General features: G+C 71.5%; 24 protein-coding genes. 14 read left to right on the top strand and 10 right to left on the bottom strand.

What is annotated here, in order from left to right:
• Positions 1-38: 38 nt before the first annotated feature.
• Positions 39-557 carry a hypothetical protein gene (locus AC3ANR_RS15695; RefSeq protein ID WP_488289038.1) on the top strand — a complete coding sequence of 173 codons (519 nt, stop codon included), beginning with the start codon at positions 39-41 and terminating at the stop codon, positions 555-557.
• A 79-nt stretch (positions 558-636) separates the two neighbouring features.
• Here AC3ANR_RS15695 and AC3ANR_RS15690 read toward each other — a convergent pair whose 3' ends face one another.
• Both AC3ANR_RS15690 and AC3ANR_RS15685 read right to left on the bottom strand, forming a co-directional pair.
• A complete protein-coding gene (locus AC3ANR_RS15690; RefSeq protein WP_488289037.1) occupies positions 637-1,848 on the bottom strand; it encodes a Rieske 2Fe-2S domain-containing protein in 1,212 nt (403 codons plus the stop codon).
• Positions 1,849-1,852: 4 nt separating this feature from the next.
• Entirely contained in the window at positions 1,853-2,836 is a 984-nt protein-coding gene (locus AC3ANR_RS15685; RefSeq protein WP_488289036.1) for a Bug family tripartite tricarboxylate transporter substrate binding protein, read from the bottom strand.
• A 107-nt stretch (positions 2,837-2,943) separates the two neighbouring features.
• On the opposite strand from AC3ANR_RS15685, the gene AC3ANR_RS15680 reads away from it, so the two are divergent.
• On the top strand, positions 2,944-3,852 hold the full coding sequence (locus tag AC3ANR_RS15680) for an SDR family NAD(P)-dependent oxidoreductase (protein ID WP_488289035.1): 909 nt from the start codon (positions 2,944-2,946) through the stop codon (positions 3,850-3,852).
• A gap of 4 nt (positions 3,853-3,856) precedes the next feature.
• On the opposite strand, the gene AC3ANR_RS15675 is transcribed toward AC3ANR_RS15680, so the two are convergent.
• The 4 genes from AC3ANR_RS15675 to AC3ANR_RS15660 form a co-directional block, all read right to left on the bottom strand.
• The gene (locus AC3ANR_RS15675) at positions 3,857-4,885 is read right to left on the bottom strand and encodes an extracellular catalytic domain type 2 short-chain-length polyhydroxyalkanoate depolymerase (RefSeq protein ID WP_488289034.1); all 1,029 of its coding nucleotides are present in this window, start codon (positions 4,883-4,885) and stop codon (positions 3,857-3,859) included.
• 10 nt (positions 4,886-4,895) lie between these two features.
• Entirely contained in the window at positions 4,896-5,219 is a 324-nt protein-coding gene (locus AC3ANR_RS15670) for a hypothetical protein (RefSeq protein ID WP_488289033.1), read from the bottom strand.
• Between the two features lie 128 nt (positions 5,220-5,347).
• Positions 5,348-5,764 (bottom strand): hypothetical protein, encoded by a 417-nt coding sequence (locus AC3ANR_RS15665; RefSeq protein WP_488289032.1) that lies wholly within the window; start codon positions 5,762-5,764, stop codon positions 5,348-5,350.
• Between the two features lie 51 nt (positions 5,765-5,815).
• A complete protein-coding gene (locus AC3ANR_RS15660) occupies positions 5,816-6,709 on the bottom strand; it encodes a c-type cytochrome (protein WP_488289031.1) in 894 nt (297 codons plus the stop codon).
• Between the two features lie 71 nt (positions 6,710-6,780).
• Here AC3ANR_RS15660 and AC3ANR_RS15655 point away from each other — a divergent pair, with 71 nt between their 5' ends.
• From AC3ANR_RS15655 to AC3ANR_RS15620, 8 genes are all read left to right on the top strand, one after another.
• Positions 6,781-7,482 (top strand): TetR/AcrR family transcriptional regulator, encoded by a 702-nt coding sequence (locus AC3ANR_RS15655; protein WP_488289030.1) that lies wholly within the window; start codon positions 6,781-6,783, stop codon positions 7,480-7,482.
• Between the two features lie 111 nt (positions 7,483-7,593).
• A complete protein-coding gene (locus tag AC3ANR_RS15650) occupies positions 7,594-8,322 on the top strand; it encodes a tyrosine-protein phosphatase (RefSeq protein ID WP_488289029.1) in 729 nt (242 codons plus the stop codon).
• 199 nt (positions 8,323-8,521) lie between these two features.
• Positions 8,522-9,409, top strand: a complete 888-nt coding sequence (locus AC3ANR_RS15645) for an alpha/beta hydrolase (protein ID WP_488289028.1) — start codon at positions 8,522-8,524, stop codon at positions 9,407-9,409.
• A 34-nt stretch (positions 9,410-9,443) separates the two neighbouring features.
• Positions 9,444-9,887 (top strand): hypothetical protein, encoded by a 444-nt coding sequence (locus AC3ANR_RS15640; RefSeq protein ID WP_488289027.1) that lies wholly within the window; start codon positions 9,444-9,446, stop codon positions 9,885-9,887.
• A gap of 84 nt (positions 9,888-9,971) precedes the next feature.
• Positions 9,972-11,291 carry a cation:proton antiporter gene (locus tag AC3ANR_RS15635; protein ID WP_488289026.1) on the top strand — a complete coding sequence of 440 codons (1,320 nt, stop codon included), beginning with the start codon at positions 9,972-9,974 and terminating at the stop codon, positions 11,289-11,291.
• Positions 11,292-11,388: 97 nt separating this feature from the next.
• On the top strand, positions 11,389-11,583 hold the full coding sequence (locus AC3ANR_RS15630) for a hypothetical protein (protein ID WP_488289025.1): 195 nt from the start codon (positions 11,389-11,391) through the stop codon (positions 11,581-11,583).
• 35 nt (positions 11,584-11,618) lie between these two features.
• Complete coding sequence (locus AC3ANR_RS15625) at positions 11,619-12,116, top strand: hemerythrin domain-containing protein (RefSeq protein WP_488289024.1); 498 nt, start codon at positions 11,619-11,621, stop codon at positions 12,114-12,116.
• Positions 12,117-12,272: 156 nt separating this feature from the next.
• The gene (locus AC3ANR_RS15620) at positions 12,273-12,578 is read left to right on the top strand and encodes a hypothetical protein (protein ID WP_488289023.1); all 306 of its coding nucleotides are present in this window, start codon (positions 12,273-12,275) and stop codon (positions 12,576-12,578) included.
• Between the two features lie 90 nt (positions 12,579-12,668).
• On the opposite strand, the gene AC3ANR_RS15615 is transcribed toward AC3ANR_RS15620, so the two are convergent.
• From AC3ANR_RS15615 to AC3ANR_RS15600, 4 genes are read right to left on the bottom strand one after another with little or no spacing between them, the layout of a single operon-like run.
• Positions 12,669-13,559 carry a sulfurtransferase gene (locus AC3ANR_RS15615; RefSeq protein ID WP_488289022.1) on the bottom strand — a complete coding sequence of 297 codons (891 nt, stop codon included), beginning with the start codon at positions 13,557-13,559 and terminating at the stop codon, positions 12,669-12,671.
• Positions 13,559-14,449: a DMT family transporter gene (locus AC3ANR_RS15610; protein ID WP_488289021.1), complete on the bottom strand. Its 891-nt coding sequence runs from the start codon at positions 14,447-14,449 to the stop codon at positions 13,559-13,561. Before AC3ANR_RS15610 ends, AC3ANR_RS15615 begins: the two co-directional genes overlap by 1 nt.
• A gap of 22 nt (positions 14,450-14,471) precedes the next feature.
• Positions 14,472-15,122 (bottom strand): 3-isopropylmalate dehydratase small subunit, encoded by a 651-nt coding sequence (gene leuD / locus AC3ANR_RS15605; RefSeq protein WP_488289020.1) that lies wholly within the window; start codon positions 15,120-15,122, stop codon positions 14,472-14,474.
• A complete protein-coding gene (locus AC3ANR_RS15600; RefSeq protein WP_488289019.1) occupies positions 15,122-16,267 on the bottom strand; it encodes an aromatic ring-hydroxylating oxygenase subunit alpha in 1,146 nt (381 codons plus the stop codon). Before AC3ANR_RS15600 ends, leuD begins: the two co-directional genes overlap by 1 nt.
• A 144-nt stretch (positions 16,268-16,411) precedes the next feature.
• Here AC3ANR_RS15600 and AC3ANR_RS15595 point away from each other — a divergent pair, with 144 nt between their 5' ends.
• The 4 genes from AC3ANR_RS15595 (at position 16,412) to AC3ANR_RS15580 (ending at position 20,686) form a co-directional block, all read left to right on the top strand.
• Positions 16,412-16,639: an exodeoxyribonuclease VII small subunit gene (locus tag AC3ANR_RS15595; RefSeq protein ID WP_488291828.1), complete on the top strand. Its 228-nt coding sequence runs from the start codon at positions 16,412-16,414 to the stop codon at positions 16,637-16,639.
• The gene (locus AC3ANR_RS15590) at positions 16,624-17,529 is read left to right on the top strand and encodes a polyprenyl synthetase family protein (protein WP_488289018.1); all 906 of its coding nucleotides are present in this window, start codon (positions 16,624-16,626) and stop codon (positions 17,527-17,529) included. Before AC3ANR_RS15595 ends, AC3ANR_RS15590 begins: the two co-directional genes overlap by 16 nt.
• An 11-nt stretch (positions 17,530-17,540) precedes the next feature.
• Positions 17,541-19,445 (top strand): 1-deoxy-D-xylulose-5-phosphate synthase, encoded by a 1,905-nt coding sequence (gene dxs / locus AC3ANR_RS15585; protein ID WP_488289017.1) that lies wholly within the window; start codon positions 17,541-17,543, stop codon positions 19,443-19,445.
• A gap of 161 nt (positions 19,446-19,606) precedes the next feature.
• Positions 19,607-20,686: a TRAP transporter substrate-binding protein gene (locus AC3ANR_RS15580; RefSeq protein ID WP_488289016.1), complete on the top strand. Its 1,080-nt coding sequence runs from the start codon at positions 19,607-19,609 to the stop codon at positions 20,684-20,686.
• Positions 20,687-20,901: the final 215 nt, after the last annotated feature.

The following is a 20,901-nucleotide window of genomic DNA, read 5'->3' as shown; positions in this document are numbered from 1 at the left end:
GGCCGTTGAGAAAATTCTGACATCTCGTGGAGGGACCCATGACCCATGCTTCCGTTCGCCGCGCCATCGCCGCGCTGCTCGCTTGCACGCTCGCCGCCGGGCCGGTGTTCGCCGACAAGCCCGAGTGGGCCGGTGGCGGCAAGGGCGGTGGCCACGGCAACCGGCACCAGGATCGCGACGACGGCGGCCACGGCAAGTCCGGCCGCCGCAACGACGACCGGCGCGATGTCCGCGTGGGCGGCTTCTTCAACGACCATGACCGCCATGCCGCGCGCGGCTACTACGAGCAGCAGTACGGCGGCGGCGGCAGGCACTGCCCGCCGGGGCTGGCCAAGAAGAACAACGGCTGCATGCCGCCCGGGCAGGCGAAGAAGTACGCCGTCGGCCAGCCGCTGCCGGCCGGCGTGGTGGTCTACCCGGTGCCGCAACCGGTGCTGGTGCAGCTGCCGCCGGCGCCGGCGGGCTACAAGTACGTGCGCGTGGCCGCCGACATCCTGCTGATCGCGGTGGGTTCGTCCATGGTGGTGGACGCCATCTCCGACCTGACGCGCATGTGATCGCCGCCGCGCGATGACAACAAGCCGGGCGCCGCCCGGCTTTTTTCATGGCCGCGAGGCCGGGGGCGCCCCGGCTGCGTCACTCCATCCAGTTGCCGGCCGAGAAGCGCACGGGCGGCGCCTCGGGGTCGAAGCCCACACCGGCGGGGTCGCCGCCCTGCTGCACGATCTCCAGCTGCCTGCGCAGCAGCCGGCGCAGCATCACCAGCCCACGGTCGCTGGTGGCCAGGTGCTCCTCGGAATGCCGGGCCGTCGGCCCCTGGCTGACCATCGCCTCGTAGTCGCCCGGGTAGCGCTGGTGGTCCTCCTCGCTCATCTCCTCCCACAGCCGCTGGCCGTCGGGGCGCGAGCGCATGCGCTGCAGCTCGCCCGGCTCGCGCACGCGGCCGACGACGTAGATGCGGAAGTGCGTGTCGTCGATGGGCAGCACCCAGCCGAGCGACTCCACCGGGCCGAACCGCCCCACGCGCGGCGACGGGATCACGCGCAGCGTGGGCAGCCCGGCCTCGCTGATGCGGCGGAAGGTGCGCCCGTCGGGCAGCTTGCGCAGCGAAAGGGTCCGCACGGAGATGTCGGTGGTGTCCCAGGTCACCTCGGGCATCACGGCCATCTCGGGCACGAACTGGGTGCCGCTGAAGGCCGAATGCAGGATCACCACGTGGAACGGGTCGACCAGGTTCTCGTAGTGCTGCAGCCAGTTGCAGTCGATCACCTGCGGGCCGCCGCCGCCGATGCTGCGGTCGTCCGTCTCCAGGAACTCGCCGTCCTCCAGCACCTCCAGGCACTCGTAGCGCGGCAGCACCGGCTTCTTCTCCGGCGGGCCCATGTACGCCCACACCAGGCCGTACAGCTCCTGCACCGGGTACCAGGGCTGGCGCACCTTCTCGCGCGCGCGGCCGCCGCCCGGCTCGCAGGGCTGCTCCAGGCAGTGGCCGTGCACGTCGAACAGCCAGCCGTGGTAGCAGCAGCGGATGCCGCGCTCCTCGGTCTTGCCGTAGTAGAGCGATGCGCCGCGGTGCGCGCAGTGCGGATGGACCAGGCCCGGGCGGCCCTGGCCGTCGCGGAACAGCACCAGGTCCTCGCCCAGCACGCGCACCTGGCGTGGCGTTGCGCCGGCATCGGCGGCCAGGCCGATCGGGTGCCAGTAGCGCCGCAGCAGCTCGCCCATGGGCGTGCCGGGGCCGACCCGGGTGAGTTCGTCGAACGACGTGGGCGGCGGCCGGCCGTAGGCGGTGCCGGTGTCGGTGGTGATCGGGATCACCCGGTGCAGCGAGGCTTTCGGGTCCTGCATGGCCTCACTCCAGGGTGACGCCGGCGGCCTTGATCAGCTCCGCCATGCGCGGGTAGTCGGCGCGGTAGCGCTCCAGGAACTGCGCCGGCGTGTTGCCCAGCGGCTCGAAGCCGAACGCCGTGAGCCGCGCCTGCACGTCGGCCATCGCAGTCGTCTCGCGCAGCGCCTGCACCCACGCGTCCACCACCGGCTGGGGCGTGCGGGCGGGCGCATAGACGCCGATCCAGCTGTCGATGTCGAAGCCGCTGAAGCCCTGTTCCTGGAAGGTGGGGACGTTGGGCAGCGTGGACACGCGGCTGGTGCCCGCGATGCCCAGCACCTTCATCTTGCCGGCCTGGCTGTGGTTGCGTGCCGTGGAGGGATTGGCCCAGGCGAAGTCGAGCTGCTCGCCGAACAGGTCGTTGTGCGCCGCGGCCTCCGACTTGTAGGCCACGTGCACCAGGTCGGCGCCGGTCTGGCGGCGCAGCAGTTCGCCGAACAGGTGGGCCGTGGAGCCGTTGCCCCAGGTGCCGTAGGTCATGCGGCCCTTCTTCTTCGCGAACTCGACGAATTCGCGCAGGGTCGCGTACGGCGCGTTCGCGCGCGCCACCAGCATCGGCCCGCCGGTGGCCAGCATCGACAGCGGCTGGAAGTCCCTGACCGGGTCGTAGGGCAGCTTGGGCTGCAGGATGGCGTTGTTCACGTGCGTCAGCGGCAGCGTGAAGAGCACCGTGTGGCCGTCCGCCGGCGCCTTGGCCACGAAGTCGGCCGCGATGATGCCGCTCGCGCCCGGCTTGGCGTCCACGACCACGGGCTGCGACCAGCGCGCCGACAGCTTGTCGCCGTAGACGCGCGCCAGCGTGTCGATCGGCCCGCCGGCGGTGCCGAACGGCACGATGCGCACCGGCCGGCTGGGGAACGCCGGGGCCTGCGCCAGCAGGGGCGCGGCGCCTGCGCCGAGCAGCCCGCCGGCCAGCCAGTGGGTGAAGGTTCTCCTGCCGTGCTCCATCGTCGTCTCCAGTGGGTTGCGTGGCCCATGATGGCCGGCGGACGGCTGCCCGGCCATCCGCATCTTCCCCTGCGCTACAGTGGCCGGCTTCGCAAGGAGACTCTGCAATGGCATTGGATTTCAAGGGCCGCGTCGCCATCGTGACCGGCGCGGGCGGCGGGCTCGGCCGCGAACACGCGCTGGCGCTGGCCGCGCGCGGGGCCAGGGTGCTCGTCAACGACCTGGGCGGCGCCGTCGATGGCTCGGGCGGCTCGTCGGCCGCGGCCCAGGCGGTGGTGGACCAGATCCGCGCGGCCGGTGGCGAGGCGATCGCCAACGGCGCGTCGGTCACCGACTTCGCGGCGGTGCAGGGCATGGTGCAGCAGGCCGTCGACACCTGGGGGCGCGTCGACATCCTGGTGAACAACGCCGGCATCCTGCGCGACAAGTCGTTCGCCAAGATGGACCTGGCCGACTTCCGCCTGGTGCTCGACGTGCACCTGATGGGCGCCGTGCACTGCACCAAGGCGGCCTGGCCGCACATGGTGGCGGCCCGGTACGGGCGCATCGTGATGACCACTTCGTCCAGCGGCCTGTACGGCAACTTCGGCCAGAGCAACTACGGCGCGGCCAAGCTCGCGCTGGTCGGGCTGATGCAGACGCTGGCGATCGAGGGCGAGAAGCACGGCATCCGCGTCAACTGCCTCGCCCCCACCGCCACCACCCGCATGACCGAGGACCTGTTCCCGGCCGAGATGCGCGAGGCGTTCGGGCCGAAGTCGGTGGTGCCGGCGATGCTGGTGCTGGCGTCGGAGCAGGCGCCCACGCGCACGGTGCTGTGCGCCGGGGCCGGCGCCTTCGAAGCCGCGCACGTCACGCTCACGCAGGGCACCTACATCGGCACCGGCCCGGACGCGGACGCGCAGCTGGCCGCCCAGCTGGAGCGGGTGCGCGACCGCACGGGCGAGATCGTGCCGGGCAGCGGCTCGGCGCAGGGCGCCAACGAGTTCCGGCTCGCGCAGCAGCGCGGCGGCTGACCGGTCAGCGCGCCAGCCCCGGCGGGCTGGTGAGCCGGTCCACCATGCGCTTGACGGCCAGCAGCTGCGGGCCCTTGTGCGTGCCGTAGTCCGCGCTGTCGTAGCCCCACCAGTCCCAGCATCCCAGGCCATTGGTGGGCGGGGTGGCGATCGCCTGCGGGTACAGCACGACGATGCGGTTGGTGTCGGCCCACTCGTTGAGGTTGGCCTGGCGGATGAACTGGTCGCCGATCCTGGAGAACGACTGGTTGCAGCCGTGGAAGGCCACGTGCAAGCGGCACGGAACGCCGGGCTTGCAGGCGGCCGGCACGTACAGCCAGGCATTGGCGTCCATGCTGTGGGCGGCGGGGTCGTGGTCGTCCAGGAACTCGGCCTGGTCCACCGGCTGCAGCGTGCCCGACAGGGCGCCCACCTGCCGCGGCTGCAACGGGCCGTAGAACATGGACAGGAACACCTGCTGCGGATCGATGTTGCAGTTGTTGACGTAGGGGCTGGACTGCAGCGGGCACAGCACCTGGCCCAGCGGCGAGATCCAGCCGTGTCCCGCGGCCACGCCGTTGTCGTAGGCGAGGTTCGCGGCCGGCACGAAGTTCAGGTAGTAGTCGCGCGCCGCATCCATGCCCGGCTGGCGCACCGTCTGGTCCAGCGTGCCGCTGAACAGGTAGACCCGGCTCGCCGCCAGGTTGGTCGGGTCGTCCACCAGGCCCTGGGCCGCCCGGGCCCGGGTCGTGGCCACCAGGTCGGCCACCGGGATCTCCGCGGCCGTGGCCGCCTCCTGGCAGCGGCCGATGGCCAGCGCCACGTTGCCCTGCGCGCAGTCGTAGGCGGCGCCGGCGAACACGGCCGCGCCCTTGAAGGTGCCCGACCAGGCCACGTGCGCCTGCACGGCCATCGCGCCGCCCGACGAGATGCCGGACACGGTGACGGACTGCGGGTCGGCGTTGAGGGCGGGCAGGGGAGCGGCGCCGGCCGCGGCGGCGAGGAACGGGGCGATGGCAGCGAGCGCGGCGCGCAGCGTGAGCAGGCGAGGCATGGTCAGCGGGTCACAAGGGGCCTGGCAGCGCCTTGAAGCCGATCCAGGCCGCGCCGATCACCGCGTTGACGGGGACGGCCAGCGCCCCCGGCACGTAGAAGAGCATGGACAGCACCGGGGAGTCGAGCACCAGCTCGACGATGCCCCCGAGCCCGTAGAAGGCCAGGCCCCACCACATCCAGCGCCACATGTAGGTGGGCAGCCAGCGGGCCTGCTCGCGGTTGTAGCGCCAGGCCGCCGCGCGTTCGAAGAGCGTTCCGCGCGTCACGTCGCGGAACAGCCACCCGAAGAAGAAGTAGCGGTACAGGAGGGTGCGGAATTCCGTTTCTTGCACGTTGCGGTCCTGCCGGTCGAACGACGGTTGCCCGCCAGTGTTCGGCCGATGCCAGAGCCACGCTGTAGGAACCCGCCCACAGGTGCCGTACGGCGCGCACCCAAGCACGGCGCCGCGCGCGGGCGGGATCAGCCCGCGCAGGTGCCCGATTCGGCGCGGCGGAAGGTCTGGCCGCGCACCAGCACCAGCGGGCCGTCGCCGTCGGTGACCTTCAGCTGGTCGCCCTGGTGTTCCAGCACGAGGGCGCCGACCTTGGTGGCCTGCGTGCGCAGCACGTTGCCGTCGATGCGGCCCTCGATCGTGCGGGCGCGGCCGCGGCGCACCAGTTCGCCCTCGACGTCCTGCTGGCGCTGCGTGAGGCGCAGGCTGAATTCGTGCAGCGGGCCGCTGCCGCACCACAGGCCGGAAACGGCGGGCGACGCGGGCGCGGTTTCGCCAGCCGGCGCCGTCGGCGCGGTGGCGACGTCCGGCCCCTGCGCGATGGCCGGCGACAGGAAGGACGTCGCCGCGCAGGCCGCGAGAAGGATGGCAATGCGTCGAAGCATGGCCCGCACCATAGCAGGAGAGGCGCGGCCGAGCTGCGAGGCCCGGCCCGATCAGGCCGGGTTCGCCTTCAGGCTCTGCAGGTAAAGATGCAGCGCGCGCACGTCGGTGTCGCTGATCTTCGACAGGGCCTCGAACGGCATCACGCGCACGGCCGAGCCGTCGGCGCGCTTGCCGGAGCGGAACAGGGCCTGCAGCGACTCGGCCGTCGGGTACTTCGGCAGCGCGGAGTTCGCACCCGGGCGCAGGCCCGGTGCCGCCGGCCAGTCCGGGGGCGCGCCGGGGATGCGGCCGCCGGTGAGCTGCGGGCCATGGCAGCCCAGGCACATGTTGGCCACGTATGCGCCGTGCTCGAGCGTCACGCCCTCGGCCACGGGCTGCTGCGGCGGCAGCAGGTGGTCGATCTTGGAAGCGGCGTCCGGGATCATCCCGAACCCGTAGAGCACGCGGGCGGGCAGCGGCAGCTGCACGTCGGCCCCCGTGCCGCTGGCCGGCGGCAGCGATCGCACATGGGCCACCAGGGCCGCGAGGTCGGCGTCGGTCCACCGGTTGTAGTCCTCGCTGGGCATCACCATCAGGGGCCGTCCCCCCGGCGCCACGCCGTGGCGGATGGCGCGCACCCAGTCGATCGGCTGGTAGGCGGCGACCACGTTGCCCGGCCCCGGGCTGATGTTCGGGCCCTTGATGCGCAGTCCCTTGCCGTCGTCGACGAAGACGCGGCCGGCGCCGTTCGCGCCGTGGCAGTCGGCGCACCCGCGCGACTGGAAGAGGTACTTGCCGCGCTCGAGCGACTGCGGGTCGTCGCGGTAGGCGACGGCCTGCACGCGCACGTCCACCACGCGGCGGGCCCTGCGTTCGGCCAGTTGCTCGCCGGCGAGCACGGCGGCGATCGCGAGCAGGACGAGAACACCGAGGGCGATCGCCCCGCGCCTGAGCCAGGTCTTCATGGTTTGCTCCTTCGAGCTGTTGTGGAGGTTAGAATCGGCGTGTCGTTCAAAAATGAACGACGTATTCAAAAATGGATCCTACAACCAAGTTCGCCGCGCCGTCAATGTCGCTCCTGCCGCCTGCGCTGGCCGCGCGTTTCGCCGCGTCGCTGGGGTCGGGCGGCAAGCGGGAGCGCACGCAGGCCCAGCTGGTCAAGGCGGCCGTCACCGTCTGCGCCGGGCGCGGCGTGGCGGGCGCGACGATCCAGGAGATCGCCGACGTCGCCGGCGTGACCACCGGCACCGTCTACAACCACTTCCGCACCAAGGAGGAGCTGGTGGCGCGCCTGGCCGTGGTGCTGGCCGACAGCCTGTGCCGGGCGATCAACGACAGCGCCCAGGACATCGCCGACGCGGCCCATCGGATGGCGATCGGGCAGCGGCGCTACGTCTGGCTGGCCGCCGAGCATCCGGGCTGGGCGCTGCTGCTGCTGGACGTGGTGGCGTCCGTGCCGGACCTGCCGGCGGAACTGCAGGCGTACCCGCTGCACGACCTGCGGCTGGGCGTGCGGCAAAAGCGCTTCAAGGTGCCCAGCGAGGAGGCGGCGCTCGATGTCATCAACGGCGTGTGCGCCTCGGCCATGCGCCGCGTCGCCCTCGGCCTGGCGCCGGCGCGCCACGACGTCGCCAGCGCCACGCTGGTCCTGCGCGCCCTGGGCGTCGCGGCGGACGAGGCCGCGGCGATCGCGCGCCGGCCGCTGCCGGATTTCCCGCCGCTGGAAGCCGGGCGCTGACGGCGCACGCCGGAGCGGCGGGGGCCACCGGGCCCCGGGCCGACGCACCTCCGGCGCGCCCATCGCCCCGGCATTTCTGCTGGGCCGTGCGTCCCGGCGACAATGCACCCGATGCCCGGACCGCTTTCGATCACCAACCCGTCGAACTTCCGCGATCTCGCCGCCACCGTGCGCAGCCGGCCGGTCCGCTCGCACGTGCTGTTCCGCTCCGACCACCTGGGCGCCCTCGACGCGAACGACGCGCGGCAGATCCAGGCACTGGGGATCCGGCGCGTGCTCGACTTCCGCGGCGTGCACGAGCGCACCGCCGCCGCCTGCGCCGTGCCCGGCGTGCAAGTGCACTCGCTGGCCATCGAGCCCACCATCGTGCAGGTGCTGGCCGAACTCACGCAGGCCGGCCATCGCCTCGGCGAGCCGGACGTCGTGCACCACATGCAGGACACCTACCGTGGCTTCGTGCGCGGCAGCGCGCAGCGCTTCGCGGAGTTCTTCCAGTTCCTGCTCGCGTCCGACGAGCCCACCGTCTTCCACTGCACCGCCGGCAAGGACCGCACCGGCTTCGCCGCGGCCCTGTTGCTGCACGCCCTCGGCGCCACGCGCGACGAGGTGATGCACGACTACCTGCTCACGAACGAGCGGCTCAAGCCGCCCACCTTCGTGTGGAAGGGGCTCGATCCGCACGTGGCGCGCGTCTTGTGGGGCGTGCAGCCGGCCTTCCTGCAGGCCGCCTTCGACGCGGTCGACGAGGACTGGGGCGGCCTGGACCGCTTCCTGGACCGCGCGCTCGGTGTCGGCGAGGCCGAGCGCCGCCGCCTGCAGGCGCTGTACACGCGCGCCTGACGCGCACCGGCCGCGCGCTCGACACGCCAGCGCGGCTGCTTCCTACTTCATCCGGTCACCGGCACCGACAGGGCCTCGCCCGTCTTCGCCGCACCATGGCATGCCGGCATGGAGCCGGCACGGCGAAGGGAGAAGCCATGGCAGTCGAGACGAGGGCCGCGCAGGCGAGCGGCACGAACCGGGTTTCGGAGGGGGCGCCATGAGCAAGCTGCTGCCCACGCTGATCGCGCTGCCCGCGGTGGGCGCCGCGCTTTACGGCGCCGCCATCGCCTGGTTGTGGTTCCGGCAGGAACGGCTGCTGTTCGAGCCCGAGTTGCTGGGCGTGGACGAGCCGATCTCCACCGACCCGGACGTGCGCGAATTCTTCGTCGAGGTGCCGGGCGCCCGCCTGTCGGTCGCCCAGCTGAAGCTGCCGCAGCCGCGCGGCGTGGTGTTCTACCTGCACGGCAACTCGGGCAACCTGCGCAAGTGGTTCGTCGGCCTCGACGCCTTCCGCGAACTCAATTTCGACGTGGTGATGATGGACTACCGGGGCTACGGCAAGAGCACCGGCCGCATCGGCAGCGAGGAGCAGCTGCGCGCCGACGTGCGCGCGGTGTGGAACGCCGTCGCCACGCAGTACGCGGGCCGCCGCATCGTCATCTCGGGGCAGTCGCTGGGCACCGGCCTGGCGTCGGGCCTGTCGGCCGAACTGTCGGACGCGGGGTGCACGCCGGACCTGACGATCCTGGTCTCGCCGTACAGCAGCATGCGCGCGCTCGCGGACGAACACTATCCGTGGGTGCCGAGCAAGGTGCTGCGCTACCCGCTGTCCACCGTGGACCATGCGCCCAAGGTGAAGGGGCAGGTGCTGCTGGTGCACGGCGACAAGGACGAGCTGATCGGCTTTCACCACAGCGAAGCGATCCGCCAGGTGCTGCCGACATGCCAGCTGCTGCGCGTCGAGGGCGCGGGCCACAGCGACGTGCACCAGTTCCCGTCGTTCCGCCAGGGCCTCGCGTCGGCACTGATCGACCTGGCCGGCCTGGCCGCGGTCGAGGCTTCCTACGCGGCGAGCGGCGAGGCACCTACAGCTGCGGTGGCCTGAGCGGGCCACGATGGGGCATCGCAAGGAGATTGCCATGCCCGACCAGAAACGTTCCCCCGACGGCGTGCCGCCCAAGGACGCCGTCCCCACGCCCGACGTCGGGCGCGATGCCGCCGCTGGCCAGCCGAACGCGCGCGGCAAGGCCGCCGGCGGAGCGCCCCGGGGTGCCGGCGCGGAGCGCGGCGACGGCCCGGGCAAGATCGGCCTCACCAGCGACAACCAGCCCGACCTCGTCGCGCCCAGTGGCGTGAACGAGCGTGACCACGGCGCCGCCGACGACAAGCCGATGGGCGGCGGCTCGGTGAACTTCGACGACGAGACCGAGGAGCATCCGCGCGGCAACACCTCCCGCAGCGGCGGGACCTGGGCCGCGCGCGGTGGCGATTCGGGCGCGATCGGCAAGTCGCCCGGCCCGGGCCTGTCCGACCGCATCGGCCCGAGCGATCCCGACGCGAAGAAGGACGACCGCGCGGACTGACGCGCCGCAGCCCGGCTGTTGGCCGACGGCACGTCGGCCTGCCGGCGCACAGCTGCCGCTGCCCAGGCCGAGCAGCATGGGCGGATGGATTTCGCGCTCTGGTCGCTGCTGATCGGCCTGCTCCTCATCCTGATGGCGCTCGGCAGCTCGGTGCTCGAGCGCCTGCCGCTGTCCACGGCCATGCTGTACGTGGCGGTGGGCGTCGGCGTGAGCCCGATCGGATTGGGATGGACCGGCTTCGGCCCGCTCACGCACACCCACCTCCTCGAACGCCTGACCGAGGTGGTGGTGCTGGTGTCGCTGTTCACGGCGGGGCTGAAGCTCAGCCACGGCTGGGGCGACCGGCGCTGGCTGCTGCCGCTGCGGCTGGCGACGACCTCGATGGTCGTGACCGTCGGCTGCATCACTTTGGTCGGGTGGGGCCTGCTCGGCCTGCCGCTCGGCGCTGCGGTGCTGCTGGGGGGCGTGCTGGCGCCGACCGACCCGGTGCTGGCGTCGGACGTGCAGGTGCACGAGCCGGGCGATCGGGACCAGCTGCGCTTCGCGCTCACCGGCGAGGGCGGCCTGAACGACGGCACGGCCTTCCCGTTCGTGCTGCTCGGCCTGGGCCTGCTCGGCGCGCACGATCTCGGCCCTTTCGCCTGGCGCTGGTTCGCCATCGACCTGGTGTGGTCCGTCGGCGCGGGACTGGCCGTCGGTGCCGGGCTCGGCCTTGCCGTCGGCAGGCTGGTGCTGTACCTGCGCCGCGAGCACAAGGAGGCGGTGGGGCTCGACGACTTCCTGGCGCTCGGGCTGATCGCGCTGGCCTATGGCGCAGCGCTCCTGCTGCACGCGTTCGGCTTCCTCGCCGTGTTCGCCGCCGGCGTCGCGCTGCGCAACCTGGTGCAGAAGGAGTCCCGCTCGGTCAAGGGCAGCCAGCATGCCGCCGAGCGGGCGGCTGCGGCACCGGACCGCCGGGTGGCCGACTCGATGGCGGTGGACCGCGAGCACGCGCCGGCGTTCATGGCCCACGCCGTGCTCGGCTTCAACCAGCAGCTCGAGCGGATCGGCGAGGTGGCGGTGGTCGTCACCATCGGCGCCCTGCTGTGGGCCGTGCCCTGGGAGCTGGCGTCCTGGACGTTCGTCGCGCTGCTGCTGGTGGTGATCCGCCCGCTCTCGGTGGCGGTGGGCCTGGCCGGCTCGGCCGCCGTGCGCACCCGCCGCTGGCTGATCGGCTGGTTCGGCATCCGCGGCATCGGGTCGCTGTACTACCTGATGTACGCCGTCAACCACGGGCTGCCCGGCGACCTCGCCGACCGGTTCGTCGCACTGACACTGTCGGTCCTGGTCGTCTCCGTCGTCGTGCACGGCATCTCGGTCACGCCGCTCATGACCGCCTACGAGCGCCGCAAGGGGCGGCGATGAGGCCACCCGCCGTCCTACAGCGGCGGCAGAGGCAAGCTGACAGCCTGTTGCCTGCCGCCCTGCCTAGAGTGCAGGGGAGCACAGAGGAGCCCCAGCCATGACATCCAAGCCGAACGAGGACCGCCCGGACGCCAGGCGGACGGCGCAGCGCGAGCAGCGCACGCCCAACACGGACATGCAGCCGGAGGACACGGGCACGGCCGAGAGCGGACAACCCGCGGGCCGCGGCACCGCCGCCGAACCGGCGGTCGAACCCGGCAAGAGCGGCAACGAGCCGGGCACCGGGCGCTAGCCGCGGCGCCTGACGTGGCAGACGGAGGACTGAACATGAGCGAGACCACCGGCGACGCGCTCGACCTGCTCGACGCGGACCACCGCGCCGTGCACGAGTTGTTCCGTGCCTACCGCGGGCTGGCGGCCAACGACGCGCCCGAGGCGCGCCGCAAGGCCCTGGCCGAGCAGATCTGCATGGAGCTCACCATCCACGCCAAGCTGGAGGAGGAGCTCGTCTATCCGGCCGTGCGCGAGGCGATCCGCGACGACGACCTGATGGACGAGGCCGAGGTGGAACACGCCTTGGCCCGCGACCTGATCGTGCAGATCCTGTCGATGGACCCGCACGAGGAACTGTACGACGCCAAGGTCACCGTGCTGGGCGAGTACATCGACCACCACGTGCGCGAGGAACGCGAGGAAATGTTCCCCAAGGTGCGGCGCAGCGGCGTCGACCTGGGCCGCATGGCCGAGCTGCTGCGCGTGCGCAAGCGAGAGTTGCAGGCCGTGCCGGAGGCCCTGCGCGAGGAACTGCTGGTCTCGCTCGCCTGAGCAGCGGTGCAGCCGGGCTGTGCCTGCGCTTGTCCTACAGAGTTCGACAGTGGCAGACGACAGCCGGGCCGTGTGCGCTCCCTAGAGTGAACCGCAGGCAGCGCGGGCTGCCGTTTCTACGTCCCTCCATGACAGTCTGAACCAAGGAGTCCCCAGATGAACGCAACGTCCCTCTCGCGCGCCGCCACCCTGGCCCTCGTCGCCGCGGCCGCGCTGTCCCTCACGGCCTGCAACCGCCCCGCCGGCACCGACACCACCACCGGATCGTCCACGACCCGCTCCGGCACCACCACCGGCAGCTCGGGCCCCGGCAGCACCGGCTCCATGGGCGCCAGCGGGTCCGGCAGCACGAGCACCGAGCCGAGCTCCAGCGGCAGCACCGCCGGCTCGACCGCTCCCGGCTCCAGCAGCGGCATGGGCGCTTCCAGCTCGTCCAGCACCACGGGCACCACGACCAAGTGAGCCCCCGACGCCCGGGCCGGCCACCCGGTTCGGGCGTCGTTCAAGCGCGGTGCAGCCGCTGCGAGCCGGCCGCCAGGCAGCGCCGGCGTCTCAGCCGCGCTCCACCGGCCGCGAGGGGTCGCTGCACCACTCGCTCCAGCTTCCCGCGTAGAGCCCCGCCGGCGCATGCCCGGCCAGTTCCATCGCGAGCACGTTCGGCACCGTGCTGACGCCGCTGCCGCAGTAGCAGACCACCCCGGAAGGATCACGGCCGCCCAGCAGCGCGTCGAACTCGGCGCGCAGTTGCGCGGGCGCCTTGTAGCGCCCGTCCGGGCCCAGGTTGTCGCTGAAGGGGCGATTCAGCGCGCCGGGAATGTGGCCCGCCACGGGATCGAGCGGTTCGACCTCGCCGCGGTAGCGCGGCGCCGCGCGCGCATCGACCAGGGTCTGGCCCGACCGGCCGAGGCCGTCCATCACCTCGCGTGTCGTGACCAGGCGCCGCAGCGGCGGGCCGAGCTCGAAGTTGGACTGGAAGTGCGCGACTTCCTCCCCGCTGGCCGATTCGCCGCCGGCCGCGGCCCAGGCGGGCCAGCCGCCATCGAGCACGGCGACCGCGTCGTGGCCGGCCCACTTGAGCATCCACCACAGGCGGCCGCAGTACACGCTGCCCTGGCGGTCGTAGACCACCGCCTGCATGTCGTTGGCGAAACCGACCGCGCACAGCCAGGCGGCGAACTTCTCGCGGTTGGGCAGCGGGTGGCGGCCGCCGGACGCCGCGTCGGCGTGCGGATGCCGGGTGCCGTCGGCCTGGACGACGCCCTGGTCGGACAGGGCGGTGTCCAGGTGCGCGTACACGGCGCCGGGGATGTGCGCCTGGTGGTACTGCTCGAGGCCGGCCGCGGTGTTGGCCAGGTCGAAGCTGCAGTCGAACACCATGTGCCGCGCGCCGCTGCGGCGCAGCGCGCGCAGCTCGTCGACGCTGATGAGGGTGGTGTAGGGCATCAATGTTCCTCCGCGGGAGCGTTCGGCGCCGCGCGGGCGCGCAGGGCGGTGGCGGCGATGCCGCTGCCGACGATGAGCGCCATGCCCAGCCATCCCATGGGCGGGATGGCATCGCCGAACAGCACCACGCTGTACAGCGCACCGAACACGATGCCGGAGTATTGCAAACTGGCGACCACCAGTGTGGCGCCGTGGCTGTAGGCGCGCGTCATGCACCACTGGCCGAGCGAGGCGAGCAGGCCGACCGGCAGCAGCCACAGCGCATGCGTCCAGTTCCACGGCGACACGCCCATCACCAGCATGCCCAGGCCGCCCGCGACCGTCGAGCCGGCCGCGAAGTAGAAGACCGTGCGCGATTCGGGCTCGCCGATGCGGCCCAGCGCCATGACCTGCATGTACGCGAAGGCGGCGGTGAGGCCCGAGAGCAGGCCCACCACGCCGGCGAACACCTGGTTCTGGTCGATCGTGGGCCGCAGCATCAGCAGCACCCCGGCAAAGCCGGCCAGCACGGCGAGCGCGAGCGGCCCCTGGCGCAGCGCGCCCTCGCGCGGGTTCCAGGCGAGGTAGGCCCCGCCCACCAGGAAGGCGGCGATCCACACGCTGCTCATGTAGTTGAGCGTCATCGCGGTCGCCAGCGGCAGGCCGGCGATGGCGTAGAACCAGGCGCCCAGCGAGAGCACGCCCACCAGGCTGCGCCACGCGTGCATGCCTAGGTAGCGGGTCGCCAGCGACACGCCCTGGCCGCGCGCGAGCGCCCACATGACCAGCATGCCGAGCACGCCGCGCCAGAACACCAGCTCGGCGCTGTTGAACCAGGCCGAGGCGATCTTCACGCACACCGCCATGGTGGCGAACGAGAACGCCGCGAGGAGCATCCACAGCGCCTGCATCAGCGCCGGTCCGGAAAACGGGTCATTCGGGATAGTCCTTGGCGAGCCAGGGCTGCCGGGCGAGGCGGGCCTGCTCGAATGCAGCGATGCGCTCGCGCTGGGCCAGGGTCGCCCCGATCCAGTCGATGTCCTGCGTCAGCAGCAGGGCCTCGCGCGCGCTGAGGGGAAAGGGCCACGCTTCGCCGGCGCACCGCACCAGCCGCGCGTCCAGGTCGAGCGTGACCTGCAGCGCGCCGGTGGCGGCCAGCGCGAACAGGCGGTCGATCGCCGGCGCCGGCAGCACGAGCGCGGCCACGCCGTTGAGCGGACAGTTCTGCCGGAAGATGTCGCCGAAGCTGGGCGCCAGCACGGCGCGGAACCCGTGGTCGCGCAACGCCCAGACCGCGTGCTCGCGGCTGGAGCCGCAGCCGAAGTTGGCGCGCGCCAGCAGCACCGTGGCGCCGCGCAGGTCGGGGCGGTTGAGGACGAAGTCCGGGTCGGGCCGGCGCCGGGCGTGGTCCGAATCCAGGTCGCCCGGGTCCAGGTAGCGCCAGTTGTCGAACAGCACCGGGCCGTAGCCGCTGCGCGCGGTCGAGCGGCCGTACTGCTTGGGGAAGATGGCGTCGGTGTCGACGTTCGGGCGGTCCAGCGGCACCACGGTGCCGGCGTGGCGGCCGCCTGGGAACGCCGGCATCAGGCCGCGAAACGCGAGGCGCCCAGCTGCACCCGGTACCACTCGTGGAAGTGCTGCATGCCGTCTTCCATCGGGCTCTGGTAGGGGCCGACCTCGTTGTCGCCGCGGTCCATCAGCGCCTTGCGGCCGGCATCCATGCGCAGGGCGATCTCGTCGTCCTCGACGCAGGTCTCCATGTAGGCGGCCTGCTGGGCTTCGACGAAGCCGCGCTCGAACGCGGCGATCTCCTCCGGATAGAAGAAGGACACCATGTTCAGCGTCTTCTGCGGCGAGATCGGGTGCAGCGTGGACACCGTGAGCACGTGCGGATACCACTCCACCATGATGTGGGGGTAGTAGGTCAGCCAGATCGCGCCGTACTTGGGCGGCTCGCCGCGGCGGTAGTCCAGCAGTTCCTTGTGCCAGCGCTCGTACACGGGGCTGCCGGCCTTGCCCAGGCGGTTGGCCACGCCCACGGTCTGCACCGAGTAGCTGTCGCGGAACTCCCAGCGCAGGTCGTCGCACGTGACGAAGTTGCCCAGGCCCGGGTGGAACGGGCCGACGTGGTAGTCCTCGAGGTAGACCTCGATGAACGTCTTCCAGTTGTAGTTGCACTCGTGCATCTCGATGCGATCGAGCACCATGCCGCCGAAGTCCAGGTCGCGCGCGACGCGCATGCCGGCCAGGTCGGCCGCGATGTCGCGGCCGTTGTCCTCGAACAGCAGGCCGTTCCACTCGCGCAGCCGGTAGTTGTTGAGGTTCAGGCACGGGTCCTGCGCGAAGTGCGGCGCGCCCAGCAGCGTGCCGGCCTTGCTGCCGTCGCCGCCGCTGTAGGTCCAGCGGTGCAGCGGGCAGACGATGTTGCCGCCCGAGCCCCCCGCGGCATTGACCGAGCCGCGGCCGCGCAGGATCACCGCCTGCCGGTGCCGGCACACGTTGGAGATGAGTTCGACGCCGCGCGGCGTGCGCAGCAGGGCGCGGCCCTCGCCCTCCTGGGGCAGGGCGTGGTAATCGCCGATGTCCGGAACGGCCAGCTGGTGCCCCACGTAGCGGGGCCCACGCTGGAAGATCGTGTCCATCTCGCGCTGGAAGAGCGCCTGGTCGAAGTAGCTGGTAACGGGAAGTTGGCTTTTGGCCTGCTGGAGCTGAAGACTTAAATCAGACATTTCACCTGACCTAGAGACTCCCCCTATGAAGGGGCAGGAAAGCGCTTGATCCGGAGACTGGGGCGCGGCAAGGGACGGGGATTGTACCCCCCGGGGTGCAGGCAAGCGGGCCGTCCTAGAATTGCTGCTTTGCGCGCGTCCAAGATGTCCCAAGACCCGTCCCAGCCACCCGCCAGTTACGAGGCGGCCCTCGAAGAGCTCGAACAGCTGGTGCAGGTGATCGAGTCGGGCCAGCTGCCCCTGGAGCAGCTGCTTTCGGGCTACAAGCGCGGGGCCGAGCTGCTGGCCTTCTGCCGGGGCAAGCTCGAAGCCGTGGAGAACCAGATCAAGTTGCTCGACGAGGGCACGCTCAAGCCGTGGATGCCGCAGTGACCGCGGGGTTCGACCTGAAGTCCTGGATCGCCCAGCGGCTCGCGCGCGTCGAGGCGGCCCTGTCGCAGTGGGTGGTCGCCGAGGCGCCGGCCGGCCTGGGCGAGGCGATGCGCTACGCGGTGCTCGATGGCGGCAAGCGGCTGCGTCCGCTGCTGGTGCTGGCGGCCGCCGACGCCGTGGGCGGCAACACCCGGGCGGCGCTGCGCGCGGCGTGCGCCGTCGAATTGATCCACGCCTACTCGCTGGTGCACGACGACATGCCGTGCATGGACAACGACGTGCTGCGCCGGGGCAAGCCCACGGTGCACGTGCAGTTCGGGCAGGCGCGCGCGCTGCTCGCCGGCGATGCGCTGCAGGCGCTCGCGTTCGAGCTGCTCGCGCCCGAGGACGAGGGCGTGCCGCCTGCCGTGCAGGCGCGGCTGGTGCGCCTGCTCGCGCGCGCCGCGGGCCACGAGGGCATGGCCGGCGGCCAGGCGATCGACCTGGCGAGCATCGGCGTGGCGCTCGACGAGGACCAGCTGCGGCACATGCACCGCCTCAAGACCGGCGCGCTGCTGCAGGGCAGCGTCCTGATGGGGGCGGCTTGCGGCGAGACGACGGCGCGTGCCCAGGAGGCCCTGTCGCGCTACGGCGCGGCGCTGGGCCTGGCGTTCCAGGTGGTCGACGACATCCTGGACGTCACCGCGGACTCGGCCACCCTCGGCAAGACCGCGGGCAAGGACGCCGAGCAGGACAAGCCGACCTATGTGTCCGTGATGGGGCTGGAGCGCTCGCGTGCGTACGCCAGCGACCTGCTGGGCCAGGCGCTGGAGGCGCTGGACGCTTCCGGCCTTCCCGACACCCGCGCCTTGCGCGCGCTGGCCATCACGGTGGTGGACCGGAACAACTGACAGGCGCATCCATGGCATTGCTCGAGACCATTCAATCCCCCGCCGACATGCGCCGGCTGCCGCGCGAGCAGCTCACGCAGCTCGCGGCGGAGTTGCGCGCCTTCGTGCTCGACAGCGTGTCGCGCACGGGCGGCCACCTCAGCTCCAACCTGGGCACGGTGGAACTGACGATCGCGCTGCACTACGTCTTCAACACGCCCTACGACCGGCTGGTGTGGGACGTGGGCCACCAGACCTATCCGCACAAGATCCTGACCGGGCGGCGCGACCGCATGCCGACGCTGCGCCAGCTGGGCGGCCTGTCGGGGTTCCCGCGCCGCGACGAGAGCGAGTACGACACGTTCGGCACCGCGCACTCGTCCACCAGCATCTCGGCGGCGCTGGGCATGGCGCTGGCCGCCAAGCGCAAGGGCGAGGACCGCAAGGCGGTGGCGATCATCGGCGACGGCGCGATGACCGCCGGCATGGCGTTCGAGGCGCTGAACAACGCCGGCGTGGCCGACTGCGACCTGCTGGTGATCCTGAACGACAACGACATGTCCATCAGCCCGCCGGTGGGCGCGCTGAACCGCTACCTCGCGCAGCTCATGAGCGGCCAGTTCTATGCCGCCGCCAAGAGCGTGGGCAAGAACGTGCTGAAGGTCGCGCCGCCGCTGTTCGAGCTGGCCAAGCGTTTCGAGGAACATGCCAAGGGCATGGTGGTGCCGGCCACGCTGTTCGAGAAGTTCGGCTTCAACTACATCGGCCCGATCGACGGCCACGACCTCGAGTCGCTGGTGCCGACGCTGGAGAACATCCGCCACCTGCCGGGCCCGCAGTTCCTGCACGTGGTGACGAAGAAGGGCCAGGGCTACAAGCTGGCCGAGGCCGACCCGGTGGCCTACCACGGGCCGGGCAAGTTCGATCCGAAGGTGGGTCTGACGACGCCGGCGACGCCGGCCAAGACGACCTTCACGCAGGTGTTCGGCCAGTGGCTGTGCGACATGGCGGCGCAGGACACGCGCCTGGTGGGCATCACGCCGGCGATGCGCGAGGGCTCGGGCCTGGTCGAATTCGAGCGCCGGTTCCCCGAGCGCTACTTCGACGTGGGCATCGCCGAGCAGCACGCCGTCACGTTCGCGGCCGGCCTCGCGTGCGAGGGCCTCAAGCCCGTGGTGGCGATCTACTCCACCTTCCTGCAGCGCGGCTACGACCAGCTGGTGCACGACGTCGCGATCCAGAACCTGCCCGTGGTGTTCGCGCTCGACCGGGCCGGCCTGGTCGGCGCCGACGGCGCCACGCATGCCGGCGCGTACGACATCGCGTACCTGCGCTGCATCCCGAACATGAGCATCGCGTGCCCGGCCGACGAGAACGAGTGCCGGCGCCTGCTCACCAGCGCCTTCGAGCAGGAGCATCCGGTCGCCGTGCGCTATCCGCGCGGCGCCGGTGTCGGCGCGGCGATCGAGCCGGGCCTGCACGCGCTGCCGTTCGGGCGCGGCGAGGTGCGCCGCTCGCGCGGCGTGTCCGACGGCACGCCGCAAGGCGTCGCGATCCTGGCCTTCGGCACCTTGCTCTACCCCGCGCTGCAGGCCGCCGGCCGGCTCGATGCGACGGTGGCCAACATGCGGTGGGCCAAGCCGCTGGACACGGCGCTGCTGCTGGAACTGGCGGCCACGCACGAGGCGCTGGTGACGGTGGAGGAGGGCTGCATCGCCGGTGGCGCGGGCAGCGCCGTGGCCGAGGCACTGGCCGCCGCCGGCATCGTCAAGCCGATGCTGCACCTGGGCCTGCCCGACGTTTTCATCGAGCACGGCGATCCGGCCAAGCTCCTGTCGCTGCAGGGACTGGATGCGGCGGGCATCGAGCGCTCCGTGCGCGAGCGCTTCGCCGATCTCGTGCCGCGCATCGCGCCCAGCCTGAAGGTCGTGGGCTGACGTTGCGCGCGGCACGCGCCGCGCGATCCATGGCGATGTAAGTCAGGGGTTCTCCGCAAGGGAAAACCCCTGAGTACCTTAGTGTGGCGATTTCTAGAATGGCGAGCGACATTGCTGTCAGAACGCTGTCATTCCCCATCGTCCGAGTAGAGGAGTTCCCCATGGATCGTCGTGCATTGATCAAGAACGCAGGCATCGCCGGCGTGCTGGCCGCGGGTGCCGCCCCGGCTGTGCATGCGCAGGCCGCCATCCGCTGGCGCCTGGCGTCCAGTTTCCCCAAGTCGCTGGACACGATCTTCGGCGCGGCCGAGACGTTCGCCAATTCGGTCAAGTCCATGTCCGGCGGCAAGTTCGAGATCTCGGTGCATGCGGCCGGCGAGCTGATGCCCGCGTTCGGCGTGGTCGACGGCGTGCAGCAGGGCACGGTGGAAGTGGCGCACACGGCGCCGTACTACTTCTTCGGCAAGGACGAGTGCTTCGCGCTCGGCTGCGCGATCCCCTTCGGCCTGAACAGCCGCCAGATGTCGGCGTGGATGTACGAGGGCAACGGCCTGAAGCTGATGCGCGAGTTCTACGCCAAGTACAGCATCGTCAACTTCCCCGGCGGCAACACCGGCGCGCAGATGGGCGGCTGGTTCCGCAAGGAAGTCAAGACGCTGGCCGACATGAAGGGCCTGAAGTTCCGCATCGGCGGCTTCGGCGGCAAGGTGATCGAGCGCATCGGCGGCGTGCCGCAGAACATCCCGGGCGGCGAGATCTACCAGGCGCTGGAGAAGGGCACCATCGACGCGGCCGAGTGGATCGGCCCGTACGACGACCAGAAGCTGGGCTTTTCCAAGATCGCGCCGTTCTACTACTACCCCGGCTGGTGGGAAGGCGGCCCGCAGCTCGATTTCTTCATCAACCAGAAGGCCTTCGACGGGCTGTCGCCCGAGAACAAGGCGATCGTGCAGTCCGCCGCCTCGCATGCGCACGTGACCATGCAGGCGCGCTACGACGCGTTCAACCCCGCGGCGCTCAAGCAGCTGGTGGGCAGCGGCACCAAGCTGCGCCCGTTCCCGGCCGACATGATGAACGCCTCGTTCAAGGCCGCGATGGACCTGTACAGCGAGCTCAACGCCAAGAACGAGAGCTGGAAGAAGATCTACGCCGACTACTCCAAGTTCCGTGCCGAGCAGAACCTGTGGTTCCGCTTCACGGAAGCGACGTTCGACCGCTTCATGCAGGCCCAGAAGCTCTGAGCCCGCGCCCGGCACGTCCCGCCCGCGGGGGGCGTGCAAGGCAAACCAAAGGCCGCACTCGTGCGGCCTTTTTTCTTGCCTGCGCGGCCGGCTTGCGGATTGCTGACTGGTCGCCCGGGGCGTCAGGGGACTGCAAGGGTGCCCCCCGCGTGCACGTGATCATGGCGCCGCGCCACGCGAGGTGGCCGCCCACAAGCACACAAGGAGATGACCCC

It is taken from the genome of Ramlibacter sp. JJN2-2R (assembly GCF_057747835.1).
The sequence above is the reverse complement of the archived record's forward strand: the minus strand, read 5'-3'. Positions and strand labels throughout refer to the sequence as shown.

Coding starts and splice junctions, on each gene's coding strand:
- AC3ANR_RS15600 (WP_488289019.1), bottom strand. CDS start 16,267: ATGTCTGATTTAAGTCTTCAGCTCCAGCAGGCCAAAAGCCAACTTCCC.
- AC3ANR_RS15660 (WP_488289031.1), bottom strand. CDS start 6,709: ATGAAGACCTGGCTCAGGCGCGGGGCGATCGCCCTCGGTGTTCTCGTC.
- AC3ANR_RS15640 (WP_488289027.1), top strand. CDS start 9,444: ATGCCCGACCAGAAACGTTCCCCCGACGGCGTGCCGCCCAAGGACGCC.
- AC3ANR_RS15680 (WP_488289035.1), top strand. CDS start 2,944: ATGGCATTGGATTTCAAGGGCCGCGTCGCCATCGTGACCGGCGCGGGC.
- AC3ANR_RS15615 (WP_488289022.1), bottom strand. CDS start 13,559: ATGCCCTACACCACCCTCATCAGCGTCGACGAGCTGCGCGCGCTGCGC.
- AC3ANR_RS15695 (WP_488289038.1), top strand. CDS start 39: ATGACCCATGCTTCCGTTCGCCGCGCCATCGCCGCGCTGCTCGCTTGC.
- AC3ANR_RS15655 (WP_488289030.1), top strand. CDS start 6,781: ATGGATCCTACAACCAAGTTCGCCGCGCCGTCAATGTCGCTCCTGCCG.
- AC3ANR_RS15620 (WP_488289023.1), top strand. CDS start 12,273: ATGAACGCAACGTCCCTCTCGCGCGCCGCCACCCTGGCCCTCGTCGCC.
- AC3ANR_RS15665 (WP_488289032.1), bottom strand. CDS start 5,764: ATGCTTCGACGCATTGCCATCCTTCTCGCGGCCTGCGCGGCGACGTCC.
- AC3ANR_RS15685 (WP_488289036.1), bottom strand. CDS start 2,836: ATGGAGCACGGCAGGAGAACCTTCACCCACTGGCTGGCCGGCGGGCTG.
- AC3ANR_RS15595 (WP_488291828.1), top strand. CDS start 16,412: ATGTCCCAAGACCCGTCCCAGCCACCCGCCAGTTACGAGGCGGCCCTC.
- AC3ANR_RS15650 (WP_488289029.1), top strand. CDS start 7,594: ATGCCCGGACCGCTTTCGATCACCAACCCGTCGAACTTCCGCGATCTC.
- dxs (WP_488289017.1), top strand. CDS start 17,541: ATGGCATTGCTCGAGACCATTCAATCCCCCGCCGACATGCGCCGGCTG.
- leuD (WP_488289020.1), bottom strand. CDS start 15,122: ATGCCGGCGTTCCCAGGCGGCCGCCACGCCGGCACCGTGGTGCCGCTG.
- AC3ANR_RS15645 (WP_488289028.1), top strand. CDS start 8,522: ATGAGCAAGCTGCTGCCCACGCTGATCGCGCTGCCCGCGGTGGGCGCC.
- AC3ANR_RS15625 (WP_488289024.1), top strand. CDS start 11,619: ATGAGCGAGACCACCGGCGACGCGCTCGACCTGCTCGACGCGGACCAC.
- AC3ANR_RS15675 (WP_488289034.1), bottom strand. CDS start 4,885: ATGCCTCGCCTGCTCACGCTGCGCGCCGCGCTCGCTGCCATCGCCCCG.
- AC3ANR_RS15610 (WP_488289021.1), bottom strand. CDS start 14,449: ATGCAGGCGCTGTGGATGCTCCTCGCGGCGTTCTCGTTCGCCACCATG.
- AC3ANR_RS15635 (WP_488289026.1), top strand. CDS start 9,972: ATGGATTTCGCGCTCTGGTCGCTGCTGATCGGCCTGCTCCTCATCCTG.
- AC3ANR_RS15580 (WP_488289016.1), top strand. CDS start 19,607: ATGGATCGTCGTGCATTGATCAAGAACGCAGGCATCGCCGGCGTGCTG.
- AC3ANR_RS15630 (WP_488289025.1), top strand. CDS start 11,389: ATGACATCCAAGCCGAACGAGGACCGCCCGGACGCCAGGCGGACGGCG.
- AC3ANR_RS15690 (WP_488289037.1), bottom strand. CDS start 1,848: ATGCAGGACCCGAAAGCCTCGCTGCACCGGGTGATCCCGATCACCACC.